The organism is Streptomyces sp. NBC_00299, assembly GCF_036173045.1.
Classification (GTDB): domain Bacteria; phylum Actinomycetota; class Actinomycetes; order Streptomycetales; family Streptomycetaceae; genus Streptomyces; species Streptomyces machairae.
Map to the genome: position 1 here is coordinate 7,354,486 of NZ_CP108039.1, position 18,608 is coordinate 7,373,093.

At 71.2% G+C, this 18,608-nt stretch carries 21 protein-coding genes and 1 riboswitch; of the genes, 12 read left to right on the forward strand and 9 right to left on the reverse strand.

Going from position 1 to position 18,608, the window contains the following annotated elements:
* Window positions 1-55 precede the first annotated feature (55 nt).
* Window positions 56-195: riboswitch (cobalamin riboswitch) on the reverse strand.
* Window positions 196-311: 116 nt separating this feature from the next.
* From OHT51_RS32765 to OHT51_RS32775, 3 genes are all read right to left on the reverse strand, one after another.
* Window positions 312-533: a hypothetical protein gene (locus tag OHT51_RS32765; RefSeq protein ID WP_328428633.1), complete on the reverse strand. Its 222-nt coding sequence runs from the start codon at window positions 531-533 to the stop codon at window positions 312-314.
* 52 nt (window positions 534-585) lie between these two features.
* Window positions 586-1,818: an inorganic phosphate transporter gene (locus OHT51_RS32770; RefSeq protein ID WP_328882522.1), complete on the reverse strand. Its 1,233-nt coding sequence runs from the start codon at window positions 1,816-1,818 to the stop codon at window positions 586-588.
* 164 nt (window positions 1,819-1,982) lie between these two features.
* Window positions 1,983-2,732, reverse strand: coding sequence for a lysozyme (locus OHT51_RS32775; RefSeq protein ID WP_328882523.1), 750 nt, complete (start codon window positions 2,730-2,732; stop codon window positions 1,983-1,985).
* Window positions 2,733-2,939: 207 nt separating this feature from the next.
* Here OHT51_RS32775 and OHT51_RS32780 point away from each other — a divergent pair, with 207 nt between their 5' ends.
* The 3 genes from OHT51_RS32780 to OHT51_RS32790 all read left to right on the forward strand — a co-directional run bounded on the left by OHT51_RS32780 (window position 2,940) and on the right by OHT51_RS32790 (window position 6,634).
* Complete coding sequence (locus tag OHT51_RS32780; protein ID WP_328882524.1) at window positions 2,940-3,671, forward strand: class II aldolase/adducin family protein; 732 nt, start codon at window positions 2,940-2,942, stop codon at window positions 3,669-3,671.
* Window positions 3,672-3,906: 235 nt separating this feature from the next.
* Window positions 3,907-5,034 (forward strand): alpha/beta hydrolase, encoded by a 1,128-nt coding sequence (locus OHT51_RS32785; RefSeq protein WP_328882525.1) that lies wholly within the window; start codon window positions 3,907-3,909, stop codon window positions 5,032-5,034.
* Window positions 5,035-5,365: 331 nt separating this feature from the next.
* The gene (locus OHT51_RS32790; protein WP_443052623.1) at window positions 5,366-6,634 is read left to right on the forward strand and encodes a hypothetical protein; all 1,269 of its coding nucleotides are present in this window, start codon (window positions 5,366-5,368) and stop codon (window positions 6,632-6,634) included.
* 13 nt (window positions 6,635-6,647) lie between these two features.
* Here OHT51_RS32790 and OHT51_RS32795 read toward each other — a convergent pair whose 3' ends face one another.
* Window positions 6,648-7,061: a VOC family protein gene (locus OHT51_RS32795; protein ID WP_328882527.1), complete on the reverse strand. Its 414-nt coding sequence runs from the start codon at window positions 7,059-7,061 to the stop codon at window positions 6,648-6,650.
* Window positions 7,062-7,331: 270 nt separating this feature from the next.
* On the opposite strand from OHT51_RS32795, the gene OHT51_RS32800 reads away from it, so the two are divergent.
* The 4 genes from OHT51_RS32800 (at window position 7,332) to OHT51_RS32815 (ending at window position 11,394) form a co-directional block, all read left to right on the forward strand.
* Window positions 7,332-8,213 carry a hypothetical protein gene (locus tag OHT51_RS32800; RefSeq protein WP_328882528.1) on the forward strand — a complete coding sequence of 294 codons (882 nt, stop codon included), beginning with the start codon at window positions 7,332-7,334 and terminating at the stop codon, window positions 8,211-8,213.
* A gap of 91 nt (window positions 8,214-8,304) precedes the next feature.
* A complete protein-coding gene (locus OHT51_RS32805) occupies window positions 8,305-9,903 on the forward strand; it encodes an ABC-F family ATP-binding cassette domain-containing protein (RefSeq protein ID WP_328882529.1) in 1,599 nt (532 codons plus the stop codon).
* Between the two features lie 336 nt (window positions 9,904-10,239).
* A complete protein-coding gene (locus OHT51_RS32810; RefSeq protein WP_328428641.1) occupies window positions 10,240-10,458 on the forward strand; it encodes a helix-turn-helix domain-containing protein in 219 nt (72 codons plus the stop codon).
* Window positions 10,459-10,590: 132 nt separating this feature from the next.
* The gene (locus OHT51_RS32815) at window positions 10,591-11,394 is read left to right on the forward strand and encodes an enoyl-CoA hydratase/isomerase family protein (protein ID WP_328882530.1); all 804 of its coding nucleotides are present in this window, start codon (window positions 10,591-10,593) and stop codon (window positions 11,392-11,394) included.
* Between the two features lie 42 nt (window positions 11,395-11,436).
* Here the strand turns inward: OHT51_RS32815 and OHT51_RS32820 are convergent, their stop codons facing one another.
* On the reverse strand, window positions 11,437-12,159 hold the full coding sequence (locus OHT51_RS32820; protein ID WP_328882531.1) for a nucleopolyhedrovirus P10 family protein: 723 nt from the start codon (window positions 12,157-12,159) through the stop codon (window positions 11,437-11,439).
* An 87-nt stretch (window positions 12,160-12,246) separates the two neighbouring features.
* Here OHT51_RS32820 and OHT51_RS32825 point away from each other — a divergent pair, with 87 nt between their 5' ends.
* Genes OHT51_RS32825 through amaP form a run of 5 tightly spaced genes read left to right on the forward strand, consistent with a single transcriptional unit; the run spans window position 12,247 to window position 14,613 of the window.
* Window positions 12,247-12,726, forward strand: coding sequence for an Asp23/Gls24 family envelope stress response protein (locus tag OHT51_RS32825; RefSeq protein ID WP_328882532.1), 480 nt, complete (start codon window positions 12,247-12,249; stop codon window positions 12,724-12,726).
* Between the two features lie 60 nt (window positions 12,727-12,786).
* Entirely contained in the window at window positions 12,787-12,972 is a 186-nt protein-coding gene (locus OHT51_RS32830) for a hypothetical protein (protein ID WP_328882533.1), read from the forward strand.
* Between the two features lie 5 nt (window positions 12,973-12,977).
* The gene (locus tag OHT51_RS32835; RefSeq protein WP_443052742.1) at window positions 12,978-13,352 is read left to right on the forward strand and encodes an Asp23/Gls24 family envelope stress response protein; all 375 of its coding nucleotides are present in this window, start codon (window positions 12,978-12,980) and stop codon (window positions 13,350-13,352) included.
* Window positions 13,349-14,029 carry a DUF6286 domain-containing protein gene (locus tag OHT51_RS32840; RefSeq protein WP_328882535.1) on the forward strand — a complete coding sequence of 227 codons (681 nt, stop codon included), beginning with the start codon at window positions 13,349-13,351 and terminating at the stop codon, window positions 14,027-14,029. Before OHT51_RS32835 ends, OHT51_RS32840 begins: the two co-directional genes overlap by 4 nt.
* Window positions 14,026-14,613, forward strand: a complete 588-nt coding sequence (gene amaP / locus OHT51_RS32845) for an alkaline shock response membrane anchor protein AmaP (RefSeq protein ID WP_328882536.1) — start codon at window positions 14,026-14,028, stop codon at window positions 14,611-14,613. Before OHT51_RS32840 ends, amaP begins: the two co-directional genes overlap by 4 nt.
* Here the strand turns inward: amaP and OHT51_RS32850 are convergent.
* From OHT51_RS32850 to OHT51_RS32865, 4 genes are all read right to left on the reverse strand, one after another.
* On the reverse strand, window positions 14,610-15,365 hold the full coding sequence (locus OHT51_RS32850; protein WP_328882537.1) for an SDR family oxidoreductase: 756 nt from the start codon (window positions 15,363-15,365) through the stop codon (window positions 14,610-14,612). The genes amaP and OHT51_RS32850 overlap by 4 nt on opposite strands.
* Before the next feature lie 5 nt (window positions 15,366-15,370).
* A complete protein-coding gene (locus OHT51_RS32855; protein ID WP_328882538.1) occupies window positions 15,371-17,158 on the reverse strand; it encodes a glycoside hydrolase family 15 protein in 1,788 nt (595 codons plus the stop codon).
* 308 nt (window positions 17,159-17,466) lie between these two features.
* Complete coding sequence (locus OHT51_RS32860) at window positions 17,467-18,261, reverse strand: SURF1 family cytochrome oxidase biogenesis protein (protein WP_328882539.1); 795 nt, start codon at window positions 18,259-18,261, stop codon at window positions 17,467-17,469.
* A gap of 49 nt (window positions 18,262-18,310) precedes the next feature.
* On the reverse strand, window positions 18,311-18,544 hold the full coding sequence (locus tag OHT51_RS32865; protein ID WP_037873332.1) for a hypothetical protein: 234 nt from the start codon (window positions 18,542-18,544) through the stop codon (window positions 18,311-18,313).
* Window positions 18,545-18,608 lie beyond the last annotated feature (64 nt).

An 18,608-nucleotide genomic window follows, 5' to 3' on the forward strand; every position in this document is an offset into this window, starting at 1 on the left:
CGATCGGCAGGCGTGCATCGCGTTATGTCCTCACTCAGGGTGTCCGCGCCCTGGTTCGACGAGATCGGCGGTGAGAGTTCCTGGCTCCCGGGGCTATCTACCCCGGTGACAGTGGCGGGACCGCGCCGGATTCACACCGGCTTCCTCTCCTGCCGCCGCACATGGCTCCGGCAGTCCACCACGGGGTTGGAACGGCCGTCAACTTGCCGTTGACCTGCGAAGGGAGAGTGTGCGAAGGCCCACACAACAGTGAGGTGCGAGACGGTGATCCGTCCCGCACCTCGGGTGTTTCAGGTGATACGCGCCGTGCGTCAGGCCACGATCAGATAGATGCCGTACGCCACTGCCGCCGCGCAGGCCGCGAAGCACGCGTACGCGCCCGTGACCGCGAGAGAGGCCGAGTCGCCCTGCGCCACGGCCCGTTCGCGCCGGGACAGGCCCGCGATGCCGAGGGTGAACAGGCCCACCAGGGCCACGGTCACCACGAGGCTGACGCCGAAGACGGAGCCGAGTGCCGCCCAGTCGATCTTCATGCTTCTGCTTTCTTGAGTGAGTGAGGGGGAGTGACTGGAATGACCGGGTGCGTCAGACGGAGGCCTTCGAAGGCTTCGGCTCCGAGGACTGGGCCGGGATGGTGGCCGTGAGTTCCTCGGTCGCCGTGCCCGCGGGCGGCGGCGTCACGGCGGCCATGGCCGTGGTCACCACGCCGGCCGGCTCGTCGGACTCGTTGACGTTGGTGTGGTCGATGACCTCGCGGCGGGAGATCTTCCAGATCGCGGCGCTGGAGGCGACCAGGAAGACCGCGACGACAGCCGTGCCCCAGGCGCCGAAGCCCGTCACGTACTCAGCGATCGCGCCGACCAGCGCGGCGGCCGGGAGGGTGAGGCCCCAGGCGACGAACATGCGGGTCGCCGTCGACCAGCGGACCACGCCGCCCTTGCGGCCGAGGCCCGCGCCCATCACCGCGCCGGAGACGGAGTGCGTGGTGGACAGGGAGAAGCCGAGGTGGGAGGAGGCCAGGATGACGGTGGCCGCGCTGGTCTGGGCGGCGAAGCCCTGCTGCGGCTGAAGGTCGGTCAGGCCCTTGCCCATGGTGCGGATGATGCGCCAGCCGCCGAGGTAGGTGCCGAGCGCGATGGCCAGGCCCGCGGAGAGGATGACCCACATGGGCGGGTCGGAGTCGGGCGCGAGGGTGCCGCCGGCGACCAGGGCGAGGGTGATGATGCCCATCGTCTTCTGCGCGTCGTTGGTGCCGTGGGCCAGGGAGACCAGGCCGGCCGAGGCGATCTGGCCGGCGCGGTAGCCCTTCTTGGCGGACTCGCCGTCGGCCTTCTTGCCGAGCGAGTAGGTCAGGCGTGTGCCCAGCAGCGCGGCGATTCCCGCGACCAGCGGGGCGGCGATCGCCGGGATCAGCACCTTGGTGACGAGCGCGTCGCCGTGGACCGCGCCGACGCCGGCCGAGGCGATGGTGGCGCCGATCAGACCGCCCATCAGGGCGTGCGAGGAGCTGGAGGGCAGGCCCACCAGCCAGGTCAGCAGATTCCAGAGGATCGCGCCGACCAACGCGGCGAAGATGACCTCGGGGCGGATGCCGGTCTCGTCGACGAGACCCTTGGAGATCGTGTTGGCGACCTCCACGGAGAGGAAAGCGCCTACAAGGTTCAGCGCGGCGGACATGGCCACCGCGACCTTGGGCTTGAGCGCACCGGTCGAGATGGTGGTGGCCATCGCGTTGGCGGTGTCGTGGAAACCGTTCGTGAAATCGAACGCGAGTGCGGTTACCACCACAATCGCGAGGATCAGCGAGAAGTTTTCCATTTACCCAGGCAATCGTTCGAGGTCATTGGCTGGATGAACGTAGGTAACCTGAGTGAACGGAAGATGAACTGGGGTGAGCCGCACGGTGTCCGTAGGAGGGGGTTAATCGTCCGGTGGGCGAGGCCCCTCTCCCTCGGCCGTCGCGCGGCCCAGGCGCCGCAAGGTCAGTAGCCTCGGGCAAGCTTTTTCAGCTGGCTCATGGACCCGTTGAAGAGATTTTGGTCACCGGGCAGGCTCCCGCTGCCGTTGTCGTACTGCCAGATGGTCCAGAACTGCCATCCGGCCGGCAGCGCCCCCGCGCTGGAGGAGTCGTAGCGCGCTATCCACAGTGCGTGGTTCGAGGCGAAGGCGCGGCTGCCGCCGGTGCAGTTGTTCCACCAGTGCGTGGTCGTGTAGATCACCGGACGGCGCCCGGTCAGCCGCTTCACCTCGTTGCTGAAGGACTGGATCCAGCTGACCATCTTCGCCTTGCTCAGCCCGTAGCACTTGTGCTTGCTGTACGGGTTGTACTCGATGTCGAGAGCGGGTGGCAGGGTCCAGCCGTCGGACCGCCAGCTGCCGCCGTTGCGCACGAAGTACGCGGCCTGCGTCCTGCCCGACGACTTGTTCGGCAGCGCGAAGTGGTAGGCGCCGCGGATCAGGCCGGCGTTGCGAGAGCCGTTGTACTGCTGGCCGAAGTAGGGGTTGCGGTAGGTGTGGGACTCGGTCGCCTTGACGTAGACGAACTTGGCGCCCTTGCTCTTCGAGCTCTGCCAGTTGACGTTCTTCTGGTGGGAGGAGACGTCATGGCCCTTGGGTTTGCCGGCGGCCGCGGCCGGTATCTCGGCGAGTGCGGTTCCGCCGAGCGTGAGCGCTGCGACGGATATCGCGAGGAGGCGGGAGCGGTGACGGGACGGTTTGCGATCACGGGCCATATTTCCCCCCGGAATGGCGGCGTGCACGACAAATCAGCCAGAGGCTACGGGAAGATCGTTGAATCCTGATCGATCCCAGGCCAAGCTGGACAGGGGTGGGATATGTCCCGGTATGCACCCTGCCGGACGCCGGTCTTCCCCCTTAAAGTGCCCCGGCCCGGCGGCGACTTGATGCCGTGCCGCCGCCGTGCCTGGCAGGATCGCCGCATGGCTGAGGAGCGGCGAGACCGGCGGGGCGCGCGGGACGAGCGGAAGGGCGCACAGGAAGTGGGGGAGTCGTGGGGCCGCAGTGCGCACCCCGAGGAGGCCGAGGCCTGGGAGGTCCTCGTGGCGACGGCCCGCCGGACCGTCGCCGACGGACTGGTCGTCGGCACGTCCGGGAACGTCTCGGTGCGGGTCGACGACACCGTGCTGGTCACACCGTCGGGAGTGCCGTACGACCGCCTGACGCCGGAAGATATGACAGGGGTCCACCTGGACGGCAGGCAGGTCCTGGGCACGTTGGTGCCGACCAGCGAGCTCCCCATGCATCTCGCCGTCTACCGCGCCACGGACGCCGGTGCCGTCGTCCACACCCACGCGGTCCATGCGACGGCCGTCTCGACCCTGGTGCCCGAGCTCCCGCTGATCCACTACATGTCCGCCGCCCTCGGCGGCCCAGTCCGAGTTGCCCCCTATGCGACGTACGGCACCGAGGAGTTGGCCGAGAACATGCTCCAGGCCCTCACCGACCGCACCGCCTGCCTCCTCCAGAACCACGGCACGATGGCCTACGGCACGACCCTGGACCAGGCCTACGACCGCACGGCCCAGCTGGAGTGGATGTCCCGCCTGTGGCTCACGGCGTCCTCGGTACCGGGCCTGTCCCCGACGCTGCTGTCGCAGGGGCAGCTGGCGGAGGTGGCGCAGCGGTTGCGGGGGTATGGGCAGCGGGGGTGACCTCTCGATGCCGGTGCAGGTATTTCAGCCTGTCCGGGGGTACCCCCTCTGGGGGAGTTTGAGGACGAGGCCGTTCAGGCCGACAGCGGGGGTCTGGGGGCGGCAGCCCCCAGAAGGACCCGCGCCGGCACGACGCACCCCGCAAGCCCACGGAAGTGACCCCGCATCCCCCCGCATCGCCCACGGCAGTGACGTCCCACTGGCCGCCACCCCCGTCCGCCAGGACACTGGATGGGTGCGCACTGTCAAAGCGACGGCCGCTGCCGTCACCGTGGCCCTGGCCGCCGGCGCCGCAAGCGTCGCCGCCGGGCGGTTCGCCAGTGGCGCCGCCCTGACGGCGCCCCCTGGCAGGCCCCTGCCCACCGAACCCCGCCTCACCGTGCACGCCACGGCCGCCGGCCAGATCGCGCTCACCCGCGACTTCGCCTCCCTGCGCCCCGGCACCTACGGGCTCTCCGGCGACGGCTCGCACGCGGTCGTCGGCCCCGTCCTCACCGCGGCGAAACACTCGGCCGACACCGTCGTACGCCGTCTGGAGCGCGTCACCCACGGCAGCCTCCAGCCCGGCGACAGTGTCTGGCTCACCCCGAACGTGTACGTCGGCAACCCGAGCGCCGCCCTCGGCCTCGAACACGCCGACGTCGACATCCCCGGCGAACTCGGCGCCCTGCCCGCCTGGTTCGTCCCCGGCGCACGGGACACCTGGGTCATCGCGGTGCACGGCCTCGGCACCACCCGCGAACAGGCCATGAACGTCATGAAGTTCCTCAGCGGCCGCCACTTCCCGGTCCTCGCCCTCGCCTACCGGGGCGACCTCGGCGCGCCCCGCCCGCCGGACGGCCTGAACCACCTCGGCGAGACCGAGTGGCGGGACCTGGACGCGGCCATGCGCTACGCCGTGCGGTACGGCGCCAGACAACTCGTCCTGCTCGGCTGGTCCACCGGCGCCACGATGGCGCTGCGCGCCGCCGCCCACTCGGGGCTGCGCAACCGTGTCTCGGGCCTCGTCCTGGACTCCCCGGTCCTGAGCTGGGAGGCCACCCTGCGCGCCCTCGCGTCGGCCCGCCACACGCCCAGCGCGCTGCTGCCGCTCGCGGTCCGTGCCGCACAGGGCCGCACCGGCCTGACCGCCGACCGCGCAGGCGGCAACGGCACCCGCGACGACCTCACCGCGCCGACCCTGATCTTCCACGGGCCCGACGACCGGGTGGCCCCCTGGAGCCTCTCCCGCCGGCTGGCCGACGCCCGCCCCAACCTGGTGGCCCTCCAGACCGTCGACCGTGCACCCCACGCGGCCATGTGGAACGCCGACCCCGAGTTCTACGAGGAGACCCTGCGCCGCTTCCTGACACCGCTCATGTGATGCCGGGCAACGCCCCTCGGGCCGCCCCTCCCACACCGGTCCCACAGATTCCGTTTAACCCCGTACCACTGGCCAGTATTCGGCCCCTTGCCGCTCGCAGGGCCCCGTGCGTTGGCCATCCCCGTCGCCCCTCGTGACATTCCGTTTGGGTTTTCGGACCGTCAACCGGAAGACTGCACCCGTGACGTCCCGTATCCCGCGCGACTCCAGGCTTCGACTCGTCCGCCCGCGACCCCTGGCCGCCGCCCCACGAGCTGTGAACCAGCGGCGCCCCCGCCGCCCCGCACCGCGCCCCCCGGAGGGCACACCGGCCCAGTCGGAGCTGGCCAGAATGGCTCGCTCCGGTCTGGCCGCCGCGGCCCGCGTCGCCCACTGGGCCGACACCGCGCTGGGCCCCGGCCGCGACAGCGCCGGCTCCGACGGCAAAGGCACCCTCTCCGAGGCGACCGCCGAACGCGCGGCCCGCGACCTCGGCCTGACCGTGACTCAGGTCCGCGCCGACTGGGACACCGCCCGCCTGGCCGGACTCGTCGAGGTGCACGGCGACAGCGCCCGGCCCGGCTGGCGCCTGCGTGCCTGGGACCGCGACGACAGCGCCGTGCTGCGCGGCTGGGTCGCCCTCTTCGACGCCTGGTCGCTCGCCCACCCGGAACCCGAGCAGCACGAGCACGGTGCCGTGGCGGACGTCGTCTCGGCGCTGCCCCAGGTGCTCTCCTTCCTTCAGCTGTCCGCCGGGCCCGTCCCCGTGGAGCAGCTCCTGGACCTGCTGGAGCAGCGCGTCACCGAGCTGCGCACCGAGCGGTGCGAGATCCCCTACGGCCCCCAGCCCGCGCCGGCCGCCGAAGCCCTGGCCGCCGAAGCCAGGGCCGCCGAGGACACGCCCCTCGCCCCGCTCCTCGACTGGGCCCTGCACGCCCTCGCCTCCGTGGGCGCCCTCACCTGCGGCGACGGCCAGGCCACCCTCACCCCGCTCGGCAGCTGGGCGGTCTGGGTCAAGCTGGAGCAGATCTGCGTCGCCGCGCAGAGCCCCGCCGGGAACATCGAGCAGTCCGCCGAAGCGATGCTCCGCGGCTGCGCCCAGCTCCGCCCGAACGCCGCCCGCGACGAATACCGCGCCTGGCTCGCCGCCCGCCCCGTGGTCAGCGCCGTCAGCGAACTGCTCGGCGCCGCCCGCGGCGACGACGCCCTCCTGCGCGGCCTCGCCTTCGAGGCGCTGCGTGTCGTCGGCGCCCCCGCCGAGCCCGACGTGCGTGCCGTCCTCGACCAGCCGACCCTGCGCCCGTACGCCCTGCTGTGGCTGGCCGAGCACGACGGCATCGACCCCGAGGACGCCCACGAGGTGCTCACCCGGGACGAGGCCACCTGGCTGTGGGTCGACACCGCCGCCGCCGTCGCCGACCACGGCGAGGCCCCCATGCTCGTACGGCACCTGGAGTCCTCGGTGCAGCCGACCGTGCCCGCGCTCCTCGACGAGGTGCGCGCCGTCGGCCACCCCCGCACCGTGCAGGTCCTGGTCGCGCTGGCCGCCGCACACCCCGACCCCGCCCTCGCCAAGGCCGTACGCCGCGCCGCCTTCCAGGTGCACACCGGGGGGAGCTGAGCCGGCCCGGTGCTCAGCCCTTGATCTCGGGGGCGTAGGTGCCGAAGCTCCACACATTGCCCTCGATGTCCCGGGCCATGTAGTCCCGCGAGCCGTAGTCCTGGTCCGTCGGGGGCATCAGGATCTCCGCGCCCTGCTCCACGGCCCGCCGGTGGTGTGCGTCGACGTCGTCCACGACGACGTACACCCCGGTCGTGCCCGCGTCCGTCATCACCTTGTCGAAGGCGCTGCCGGTGCCCTTGGAACCGAGCATCACAGCGCCGTTGCCCTGCGCCAGCTCGGCGTGCGCCACCGAGCCGTCCTCGCCCTCGTACACGGCCGGCGCCGTGAACCCGAAGGCCTCCGTGAGCTGCTTGATCGCCGCCTTCGCGTCCGCGTACAGCAGCTTGGGGTAGATGCTCGGACGCCCACCGCTCGTGCCTGCCATACCGATCACTCCTTCGTGATCCATCGCAGTGATCCATCTCCGTGATCCATCTCCGTGGTCCAGCGCTGTCGACCGCCGGAGAACCGACCCGCTGCCCAGTCTTGCAGCGACCACTGACAACGGCCCGTGAACCGAAGCCGCCAAGCGGGGGACAGGCCCGAGTGCCCTTGCCGTGTCCCGACGGCAAGCACCGGCCACCGGCGTCGCGCGTGGCTACGCTCTGCGCTGATCCGCGGGAAGCGGACCGGGCCTTTGAGACGAGGGGGCGTGGTGGCCGCTCAGCCGGTCGGTGCGACCGAAGGCGGTGACAGCGGTGAAGGCGGCGAAGCGCCCCCGGCTCCCGGCGCCGCCGCCCCCAAATCCGCCGCCCCCAAGTCCGCCGCCCCCAAGTCCGCCGCCCCCAAGTCCGCCGCAGCCACCCGCTCCCGCCTGCTGCCGACGCTTCTCGCGCTCCTCCTCGCGCCCCCGCTCCTCGCGATCGCCCACCACGCCCGCCCCGCCCCCTACGGCGACCACCTCACCGTCCACGCGGCCGCCCACGCGCGCGTGGGCCACGCGACCGCCCCAGAGCAGCCGCAGCCGTCGGCGACGCCCCTGCGCAGGCGCGGAGCGGCCATCGAGGCCCACCACCCCGTCACCGGCGCCCCCCTGTGGCGCTACACCCGCGAAGGCCGCCGGCCGCTCACGTCGCTCCACGCGCGCGGGGAGGCGATCACGCTCTGGGACGACGGCATGGTCACCGCCACGGACGGCCGCTCGGTGCGCTGGCACCGCACCCTGCCCGCGGCCGGCGAGTGGCTGCCGGCCCATGGCGGCACCGGCGTCCTGCGTTACCTCGGCCGCGGCATGCTCGCCGTCGTCACGCCGCACCGCGTCGCCGCGTACCGCATCGCCGACGGCGACCTGCGCTGGGTGCTGCCCGCCCGCGAGGGCTGTGCCTTCGAGCCCGCACGTGCCGTACGTCACGGCAAGTCGCTCCTCCTCGCCCAGCCCTGCACCCACGCGGCCTGGACCGCGCAGGTCATCGCCGTGGACGACCTGGGGCGGATCACCCCGCACCGCCGACCGCTCGGCAACGAAGTCGGCGAAGAGGGCGGCGAGCCGCGGCCCGAACACGTGAACCCAGAAAAAGTGGTTGCACGGCCCCGTTAGACTGGCCTCATGGCCATTCTCCTCGCGCACTAGACGGCGGGAACGTCCTCAGCCGCCCATCCCGCCACCAACCCCGCCCTGGAGTCTGTCCGTGATCTCCGCCTCCGGTATCGAGCTGCGCGCCGGTGCGCGCGTCCTCATCGAGTCCGCGACCTTCCGCGTCGCCAAGGGCGACCGCATCGGCCTCGTCGGCCGCAACGGCGCCGGCAAGACCACCCTCACCAAGTGCCTCGCAGGCGAGGGCATCCCCGCCGGCGGCACCATCACCCGCTCCGGCGAGGTCGGCTACCTCCCGCAGGACCCCCGCACCGGCGACCTCGACGTCCTCGCCCGGGACCGCATCCTCTCCGCGCGCGGCCTGGACGTACTGATCCGCAAGATGCGCGACAACGAACAGCGCATCGCCAACGGCCAGGGCGCCACCCGCGAGAAGGCCCTCCGGCAGTACGAGCGCCAGGAGACGGAGTTCCTCACCAAGGGCGGGTACTCCGCCGAGGCCGAGGCCGCCACCATCGCCGCCGCGCTGAACCTGCCCGACCGGGTGCTCGGCCAGCCGCTGCACACCCTCTCCGGCGGTCAGCGCCGCCGTATCGAGCTGTCCCGCATCCTGTTCTCGGACGCGGACACCCTGCTGCTCGACGAGCCGACGAACCACCTCGACGCCGACTCGATCGTCTGGCTGCGCGACTACCTGAAGACGTATCGCGGCGGCTTCATCGTGATCTCCCACGACGTCGACCTGGTCGACACGGTCGTCAACAAGGTGTTCTACCTGGACGCCAACCGCGCCCAGATCGACATCTACAACATGGGCTGGAAGCTCTACCAGCAGCAGCGCGAGGCCGACGAGAAGCGCCGCAAGCGCGAGCGCCAGAACGCCGAGAAGAAGGCCGCCGCGCTGCACTCGCAGGCCGACAAGATGCGTGCCAAGGCGACCAAGACGGTGGCCGCTCAGAACATGGCCAAGCGGGCCGACAAGCTCCTCGCCGGCCTCGAAGCGGTACGCATGCAGGACAAGGTCGCCAAGCTCCGCTTCCCCGAGCCCGCGCCCTGCGGCAAGACCCCCCTGACCGCGGAGGGCCTGTCGAAGTCGTACGGCTCCCTGGAGATCTTCACCGACGTCGACCTGGCCATCGACAAGGGGTCGAGGGTCGTCATCCTCGGCCTCAACGGCGCTGGAAAGACGACCCTGTTGAGGCTTCTCGCCGGCGTCGAGCAGCCGGACACCGGCGCCGTCATCCCCGGCCACGGCCTCAAGGTCGGCTACTACGCCCAGGAGCACGAGACCCTGGACGCCGACCGCACCGTCCTGGAGAACATGCGCTCCGCCGCCCCCGACATGGACCTCGTCGAGGTCCGCAAGGTGCTCGGCTCGTTCCTGTTCTCCGGCGACGACGTCGACAAGCCCGCCAGTGTCCTCTCCGGCGGCGAGAAGACCCGCCTCGCCCTCGCCACCCTCGTGGTGTCGTCGGCGAACGTCCTGCTCCTCGACGAGCCGACCAACAACCTCGACCCGGCCAGCCGCGAGGAGATCCTCGGCGCGCTGCGCACCTACAAGGGCGCGGTCGTGCTCGTCACCCACGACGAGGGTGCCGTCGAGGCGCTCCAGCCGGAGCGGATCATTCTGCTGCCGGACGGTGTCGAGGACCTGTGGGGCGCCGACTACGCGGATCTCGTCGCCCTCGCTTGATCGAATGCGTGATCAACGGCGTATGGATCATTCGGCCTATCGGTGATCCATCATCTGTGTGAGATCTCCTCGTACCGAGGTGTGTACTACATCGATTTCGCGGCCGAGTCCTTTATCGACAAGGGCTCGGCCGTTTCACGACGCTGACCTGGGAGTTCGTAAAAGAACCCGTTCGGCCGTACGGACAACATTCTCCCGGAATCACAGATTCCGCATGTGGGGATGCGCTCCTGTCGTCACAACCATGTCTCACGGACCTTGCCGAATGGGTGGCCATGAAGCCCCGGAGGGGTGATCATGAGGAGACCAGAGCGCACTTCCCATGAGGAGGCACGGGTGGCCGAGACTCTGAAGAAGGGCAGCCGGGTAACCGGCGCCGCGCGCGACAAGCTCGCGGCAGACCTGAAGAAGAAGTACGACTCCGGTGCGAGCATTCGGGCACTGGCCGAGGAAACCGGCCGCTCGTATGGCTTCGTACACCGGATGCTCAGCGAGTCGGGCGTCACGCTTCGTGGGCGTGGTGGCGCGACACGAGGCAAGAAGGCGACCGGCTGACACCGGGCGGCCCATCGGCTTCGATGGTGACCACCCGGTCGGTCGACTGATCGGCCGGGTGGTTACTGTGCAGTCACTTAGGGGGTGCCCTTCCGGGCATCCCATGATGACCGCACTCATCGGAGGCGCCCCATGGCTTCGCCCGACCAGGAACTCGCTCCCCTGCTCGACAAGAACGGCGTACGGCTCACCGTTGACGGCGCGATCGCCACGGTGACGCTGTCGAACCCGGACAAGCGCAATGCGCAGAGCCCCGCCATGTGGCGGACGCTCGCCGAGGCCGGGCGGGCCGTGCCGGGCAGCGTGCGGGTCGTTGTGCTGCGCGGTGAGGGCAAGTCCTTCTCCGCTGGGCTCGACCGGCAGATGTTCACGCCGGACGGGATCGAGGGCGAGCCCTCGTTCATCGACCTCGCGCGCAGCAGCGACGGTGAACTCGACGCTGTCATCGCCGAGTTCCAGGAGGGCTTCACCTGGTGGCGGCGTAACGACGTCGTGTCCATCGCCGCCGTACAGGGGCATGCCATCGGGGCGGGCTTCCAGCTCGCGCTCGCCTGTGACGTGCGCGTCGTCGCTGACGACGTGCAGTTCGCCATGCGTGAGACCAGCCTCGGGCTGGTGCCGGACCTGACGGGTACGCACCCGCTGGTCGGGCTGGTCGGATACGGCCGTGCGCTGGAGATCTGCGTGACGGGTCGCTTCGTGCTGGCCGAGGAGGCCGTCAGCAGCGGGCTGGCCAACCTCGCCGTGCCCGCGGACCAACTCGACGACGCCGTACGCGATCTGGCGGCGGCGATCGTCGCCGCGCCTCGGGACGCCGTGATCGAGACCAAGGCGCTGCTTCATGGTGCCGTGGACCGTACCTACGACGAGCAGCGCGGTGCCGAGCGGGCCGCGCAGGCGCGACGGCTGCGGGATCTGGCCGGCCTCGGCGAATAAGCCATGCGCCGATCAGTCATGTGCTGAGCGGTCATGTGCTGATCAACTGACGGCTGTGATCAGCACCGCCACCGTCGGGCGATCCGCCAGCGCCTCTCCCACCCACTCGCGGACCTCCCGGGCCACCTCCACCGTCCGGCGGTCCGCGCGCACGGCAATCTCCACGCGTACGTGCCGGCGCGGCAGGGCGGCCTCGTCCTGCCGCTCCTCGATGTGCACCGCACGGTTCAACCCGCCCAGGGCGCCCGTCAGTTGGATCACCCCCGGGACCGCCAGGGCCGCGGCGGCGACGCGCTCCTCGTCGGGGCCCACGAGCTTCGCGGCCTGCGCCGGCTCGGGCTGGGGCACGGGAGCGGGTTCGGTGTCCTCGTCGAGCAGGGCCGTCACACGCAGATCCACCTCGGTCACCGTCAGGCCCAGCCGTTCAGCGGCTGTGCCGGCCAGCACGTCGCGCAGCCGTTGCGCCGTCGTGGGCAGCGCCTCGGCCGCCGTCGCCGCGAAGTCCACCGTCACCCGCAGGGGGCCCGGTGGCAGCGCGCTCGGCGGCGGCGGTACGGCCGCCTCCTGCGTGTCCTCCGGGTCGGTGAGCCCGATCCGGAGCGCGTCCAGCCGTACCCCGCGCATGTCCTCGGCCGCGCTCCGCAGCACCGCCTCGGCCGCCCTCTCGGAGATCCACGCGCCGTCGCGTGCGCCGCCCAGGGGCAGCAGCCTGCCGAGCCCCAGCTGCTGCCGGACCGCCTGCGTCCACCTGTCCGTCTTCGTCATTCCTCCAGCCTGCCGCATCCCTGGGGCGCAATCGCGTAACCGTGCTTACGGTGGTCAAGGGACGACGACCGAAAAGGACGAACGGCCATGACTGAGACCACGGAGCAGGACCGGCGGACGGAGGGCGACGCCCTCAGCACACGCAAGAGCCAGGTGACAAAGCGTGGCGGGGGAGAACCCGGTGCCCGCGGCCGGACCTCCATTGCCGACGGCGTCGTGGAGAAGATCGCCGGGATGGCCGCACGCGATGTGGACGGTGTGCACGCCATGGGCAGCGGTATCTCGCGGACCTTCGGGGCCGTGCGCGACCGGGTGCCCGGCGGCACGACGAAATCGGTGTCGCGTGGGGTGAAGGTCGAGGTTGGCGAGGTGCAGGCCGCGCTCGACCTGGAGATCGTCGTCGAGTACGGCGTGTCGATCGCCGACGTGGCGCGGGACGTCCGCGAGAACGTGATCAACGCCGTCGAGCGGATGACCGGCCTCGAAGTCGTCGAGGTCAACATCGCGGTGAGCGATGTGAAGCTTCCGGAGGAAGAGGAAGAAGAAGAGGAGCGTCGGATCCAGTGAGGCGCCGGCGATCCGACAACGCAGTGGCCGGGCAGCGGCTGAGGAGCTGAGGAGCGCAGCATGAGCATGGCCGTGGTTGGCATGATCGCCGGCATGGCACTGGGCTTCGCCGGGTACTTCGGCGGATTCGGCGCCTTCCTGCTGGTGGCGGCACTGGGCGCCGCCGGCTTCGTCGTCGGGTGGTTCTCCGAGGGGGAGTACGAGCTCGGTGACTTCTTCCGGCGTCGTGACGAACGGCGGCGGTGACGACCGTGAGTGCGGGGGCCAGTGAACCCGGCACACCCCTCACCGCCGTCCCTGCGGGCGAGCGCGGGGCGACCCGGATCGCGGACCGGGTCGTGGCGAAGGTCGCCTCACAGGCTGCGCGCGAGGCGGTGGGGGAGCTCGCCAAGGACGCCGCCCGGCCGCATGCCAACGTCGTCGTGCACCACGAGACCGCACGGGTCCTCGTCCACCTGGAACTCGACTACCCCACGGACATCGGCTCCCGGTGCGCGACCGTGCGTCGGCACGTCGTCGAGCGGGTAGGCGCGTTGGTGGGCATGGAGGTGCCGGAGGTCGCCGTGCATGTGGAGCGGCTGCACCCGGCGCCCCGACCGGGCGCGGCACAGGGGAGGACGCGATGAGCGAGTCCCAGGGTTCCGAGGGCACCACACAGAGACTGCCGGTCATCGAGAAGGAGGCCGAAGCCGCCACCCTCGACCAGTCGGCGTCGGCGGCGGCCTACGACGCCCCGCCCCCGGTCGACGAGAAGGGCCGCGGTGCACGCCGCTTCTGGTCGGCGCGTCGGATCCCGGCCGCGATCACGGCGCTTGTGCTGCTGTTCGTCGCGGGCATGTTCCTCTACGACATCGTGTCCGTGCGCGCCGACCGGCCCGCCATGCGCTGGCGCAGGGGACTGGCTGAGCAACTCGCCGAGCGCCCCCTCGACGACATCTGGGTGCTCGTCGGCGCTGGCGTCGCCGCAGTGCTCGGCCTGTGGCTGTTCGTCCTGGCCGTCACGCCGGGCCTGCGGTCCGTACTGCCGATGCGGCGCGCCCACCCCGACGTCCGCGCCGGACTCCACCGCGACCTCGCCGCCCTGGTCCTGCGCGACCGGGCCATGGAGGTCTCCGGGGTCCAGTCGGTACGGGTACGGGTGCGCAGGTCCCGGGCCGACGTCCGCGCCATGTCGCACTTCCGTGAACTGGACGACGTACGCGCCGACCTGGACGCCACGCTCGCCGACGCGATCAGGGGCCTCGGACTGGCCCGCCCGCCATCGCTGTCGGTGCATGTGCGGCGGCCCGGACGGAAGGGGTGAGGGCCGTGCTCAGGGTGGTCAACCGGGTACTGATCGGGCTCGTCGGGCTCGTGCTGCTCGTGATCGGCGGGTCCGTACTCGCCGTCGGGCTCGGGCTGGATCCCCCGTCCTGGTGGATCCACGACAGCCGGCACGACGTCCTGCTCAGCGACGCCGAACGCACGCGGTGGCGGGACGACGGCTGGTGGTGGCCTGTAGTGATCGCCGCGCTGGCCGTCCTGATGCTGCTCGCCCTGTGGTGGCTGACCTCGGTCCTGCGCCGGCACCGCCTCGCCGAGGTCCTGGTCGACACCGGCGACGGCGAGGGCGCACTGCTGCGGGGCCGGGCCCTGGAGAGCGTCCTCGCGAGCGAGGCGACAGGTCTGGAGGGCGTCCAGCGGGCCCGCGTCCACCTGACGGGCAGGCGCCGCGCCCCCGAGACCCGGGTGCGCCTCCGGCTGGAACCGCACGTGGATCCCGGGACCGCCCTGAACGAGCTCACCACACAGGCGCTGGGCCACGCCCGTAATTCGGCGGGCCTCGCGTCACTGCCGACGGAGGTCCGTCTGCGGGGCGTCAAGCACGGTGCGGAAAGGGTGAGTTAGAACCCGTGCCGCATGCCGCCGTCCACCGGCAGCATGATTCCCGTCAGGTAGGACGCGGCCGGAGACAGCAAGAAGGCCGCCGCACGCCCGAACTCGTCCGGGGTCCCGTACCGCCGCAACGGAATCCGCGATTCGTTGGCGGTCCGCGTTGCCTCCGGGTCGGCCGACAGGCCGTCCAGCTCGCGTACGCGGTCCGTGTCGATCCGTGACGGCAGCAATCCCACGACCCGAATTCCCCGCGGCCCCAATTCGTCCGCAAGCGACTTGGCGAATCCGGCGAGCCCCGGCCGCAGCCCGTTCGAAATGGTCAGCCCCGGCAGCGGCTCGTGCACCGACGCGGACAGCACGAACCCGATGACGCCGCCCTCGCGAAGTTCCTCCGCCGCCGTCCTGGCCAGCCGCACAGCCCCGAGGAACACCGACTCGAAGGCGGCCTGCCACTGCTCGTCCGTGTTGTCCGCGACGAACCCGGCGGGCGGCCCGCCCACGCTGATGAGGACGCCGTCGAACCCGCCGAAGGCATCCCGCGCGGCAGCGATCAGACGTGCCGCGGCATCCGCTTCGGCGTTGTCGACGGCGACCCCGACGGCGTTCGGCCCCAGCTCGGCCGCCGCGGCGGCGACCCGCTCCTTGTCCCTGCCGGTCACGACGACCTTCGCCCCGTCGGCCACCAGCTCACGCGCCGCCGCGTTGCCCAGCCCGCGCGTGGCCCCCGTGACGACGTACACCCGGTCCTTCAGTCCAAGATCCATGGTTCCTATCCTGCCCCGTCGCCCCCGAACAGGGCGAGGGCGGTGTTCACCAGGCCGATGTGGCTGAAGGCCTGCGGGAAGTTGCCGAGCTGGTGTCCGGACACGGGGTCGTACTCCTCGGCCAGCAGACCCACGTCGTTGGTGAGCCCGACGAGCCGGTCGAACAGCTCGCGTGCCTCCTGCGTACGACCCGTCATGTGCAGCGCCTCCGCCAGCCAGAAGGAGCAGGCCAGGAAGGTTCCCTCGCCGCCGGGCAGCCCGTCGACGGCGGTCCCGTCGGTGCTGTAGCGGCGCAGGAAGCCCTGATGGCTGAGCTCGGCGCGGACCGCGTTGATGGTGCCGACGACGCGCGGGTCCTCGGGCGGCAGGAAGCCCACGCGCGGGATCAGCAGCAGCGCGGCGTCGAGTTCGGAGGAGCCGTAGGACTGCGTGAAGGTGTTCCGCTCGGCGTCGTAGCCCTTCTCGCACACCTCGCGGTGCACCTCGTCGCGGAACTCGCGCCAGCCGTCGAGGTCGCCGTCCAGCTTCGGGTTCTTCTCCAGGCTGCGCACCGCCCGGTCCGCGGCCACCCACACCATCACCTTCGAGTGCACGAAGTGCCGGCGGCCGCCGCGCACCTCCCACAGCCCCTCGTCGGGCTGCCGCCACGCCGTGCGCAGCCAGTCGACGAGGGCGGCCTGAATCGCCCAGATGTGCGGCTTGGTCGACAGTCCCGCCTCCCGGGCCAGCGCCAGCGTGTCCATCACCTCGCCGTACACGTCCAACTGGAGCTGGTTCACGGCCTGATTGCCGACGCGTACGGGGGTGGACCCGGCGAACCCGGACAGCCACGGCACCTCGAACTCGGGCAGCCGCCGCTCGCCCGCCAGGCCGTACATGATCTGCAGGTCGGCCGGGTCGCCGGCGACCGCGCGCAGCAGCCAGTCGCGCCAGGCCTCCGCCTCCTCCCGGTAGCCCGCCGACAGGCCCACGTTCAGGGTGAGGGTGGAGTCGCGCAGCCAGCAGTGGCGGTAGTCCCAGTTGCGGACGCCGCCGATCTCCTCGGGGAGCGAGGTGGTGGGGGCGGCGACGATGCCGCCGGTCGGCCGGTAGGTGAGGGCCTTGAGGGTGATCAGGGAGCGCACGACCTCGTCGCGGTACGGCCCGTCATAACGGCAGTGCCCCACCCACTTCCGCCAGTCCCGGACGCTGCTGCGCAAGGCCTCGTACGGGTCGACGAGCGGCGGGCGCGGCTCGTGCGAGGGGTGCCAGGTCAGGACGAACGCGACCTTCTCGCCCTTCTCGACCGTGAACTCCGAGTGCGTACCGAAGTTCCTGCCCCAGGTGCGCACCTCGGGTTCGCTGCGCAGCCACGCCGAGTCCGGGCCGGCGACGGCCACCCGGTGCCCGTCGGACTCGCGCACCCAGGGGACGACCGAGCCGTAGTCGAAGCGCAGCCGCAGGGTGCTGCGCACGGTGACGCGGCCGCTGAGGCCCTCCACGATGCGTACGAGGTCGGGCGCCCGGTCGCGTTGGGGCATCAGGTCCGTGACGCGGATCGCGCCCTCGTCGGTCTCCCACTCGGTGTCCAGCACCAGGGTGTCCCGGCGGTAGGCGCGTCGGGTGCATGGGCCCTTGGCGTGCTTGGGGGCGATGCGCCAGTTGCCGTTGTCCTTGTCGCCGAGGAGCTTGGCGAAGCAGGCCCCCGAGTCGAAGCGGGGCAGGCACAGCCAGTCGACGGAACCGTCTCTGCCTACCAGGGCGGCAGTCTGCTCGTCGCCGATGAGGGCGTAGTCCTCGATTCGCTGGGGCACGCAAGTGCGGGTTCCCCAAGGGCCGATGGGCCAATCAGGGGTGGGGCCGCGGGAGTGATCCGGCTGCCGGGGAGCCGGTGCCGGAGAAGATCACGCCCGGATCGGCCGGGGCGCGGTGGTACGAGGAGTCCCGGCTCCACGTGCCCGAGCAGCCCGGTGAGCACCTGGTGGGGCCCGGTCGTGAGGGGCGCGGGGCCGTATCGGTATGCGGCTCCGCCACGAGGGCGCGACACCCCCAACTGACTCGCACACGCTCGACGGGCTGCACCGATCGGGCGGGGGCGGGAAGGCCTCCGCCGCGCCGGGCACTACACGGCCACCGGCTCCGTCTCCGACGACGACTTCTCCGACTCCGCGGCCTGCCGCTCTCGGGCCTCCCGACGAGCCAGGACCAGCCATCCGACCGGCACCCCCGCAGCGAACAGCCACCACTGCAGGGCATACGCGTAGTTCAGCGGAGCGTTCTCGTTGCCCGGCTTGCCGATCAGCTCCGGCGTATCCCCCGCAGGCTCGGGAGTCGTCTGAACGACGTACCCCCCGAGCACCGACGCGTCGAGACGCCGGGCCTCCTGACCGCTGTTGATCAGCATGACCTGCCGGTCGGGAAGCCCCTTGAGGTTCTTGATCCCGCTCGCCTCGGTCGTCTCGTCGGGCATCAGCCGCCCGGTCACCGTGACACGGCCGCTCGGCGGCGCAGGCACCTTGGGGAAGGCCGTCTGGCTGGGCCCGTCCGCGGGGATCCAGCCGCGGTTGACCAGCAGCACCTTGCCGTCCGCCAGGACGAAGGGGGTGAGGACGTGGAAGCCGACCTCTTCGTCGGAGTTGACGCGCCGCCTGACCACGACTTCCCGGTCGGCGTCGAAGTGGCCTTGTGCGGTCACCGTGCGGTACCGCTCCTTGGTGGTGACCGTGCGCCCCGGCGAGGTCAGCTTCTCCACGGGCAGCGGCTTGGCGCCCAGGGCGTCGGAGACCAGCTGATTCCGGGCGCTGCGCTCCTCGTAGCGGTGCATCTGCCAGATGCCCAGCCTGATCATCGTGGGGATGAGCAGCAGGGCGACCAGCGTGAGGATCACCCACTGCCGGGACAACAGGAAGCGGTACACCCCACGACCGTACAACTCGGTCGTGGGGTGCGTTCAGGCGGGTACCGGGTCACACCTTGTCGACGATCCCCGCCTTTCCCTCCGCGCGGGCGCAGTGGGCGCCGCAGAACCATTGACCGTCGACCTCGACGCCCTGCCCGATGATCTGGACACGGCAGTGCTCGCAGATGGGTGCCATGCGGTGGATCGCACAGGAAAAGCAGTCGAAGACGTGCACCGCGCCCTGCGCGTGCACCTCGAAGGTCATGCCGTAGTCGTTTCCGCACACTTCACATGTCGCCATGCGCCACAGGGTGAGCCGTCCCCGCCGCCCGCGCGAGACGCCTCCGGGCGAGTCGCGCGGCAAT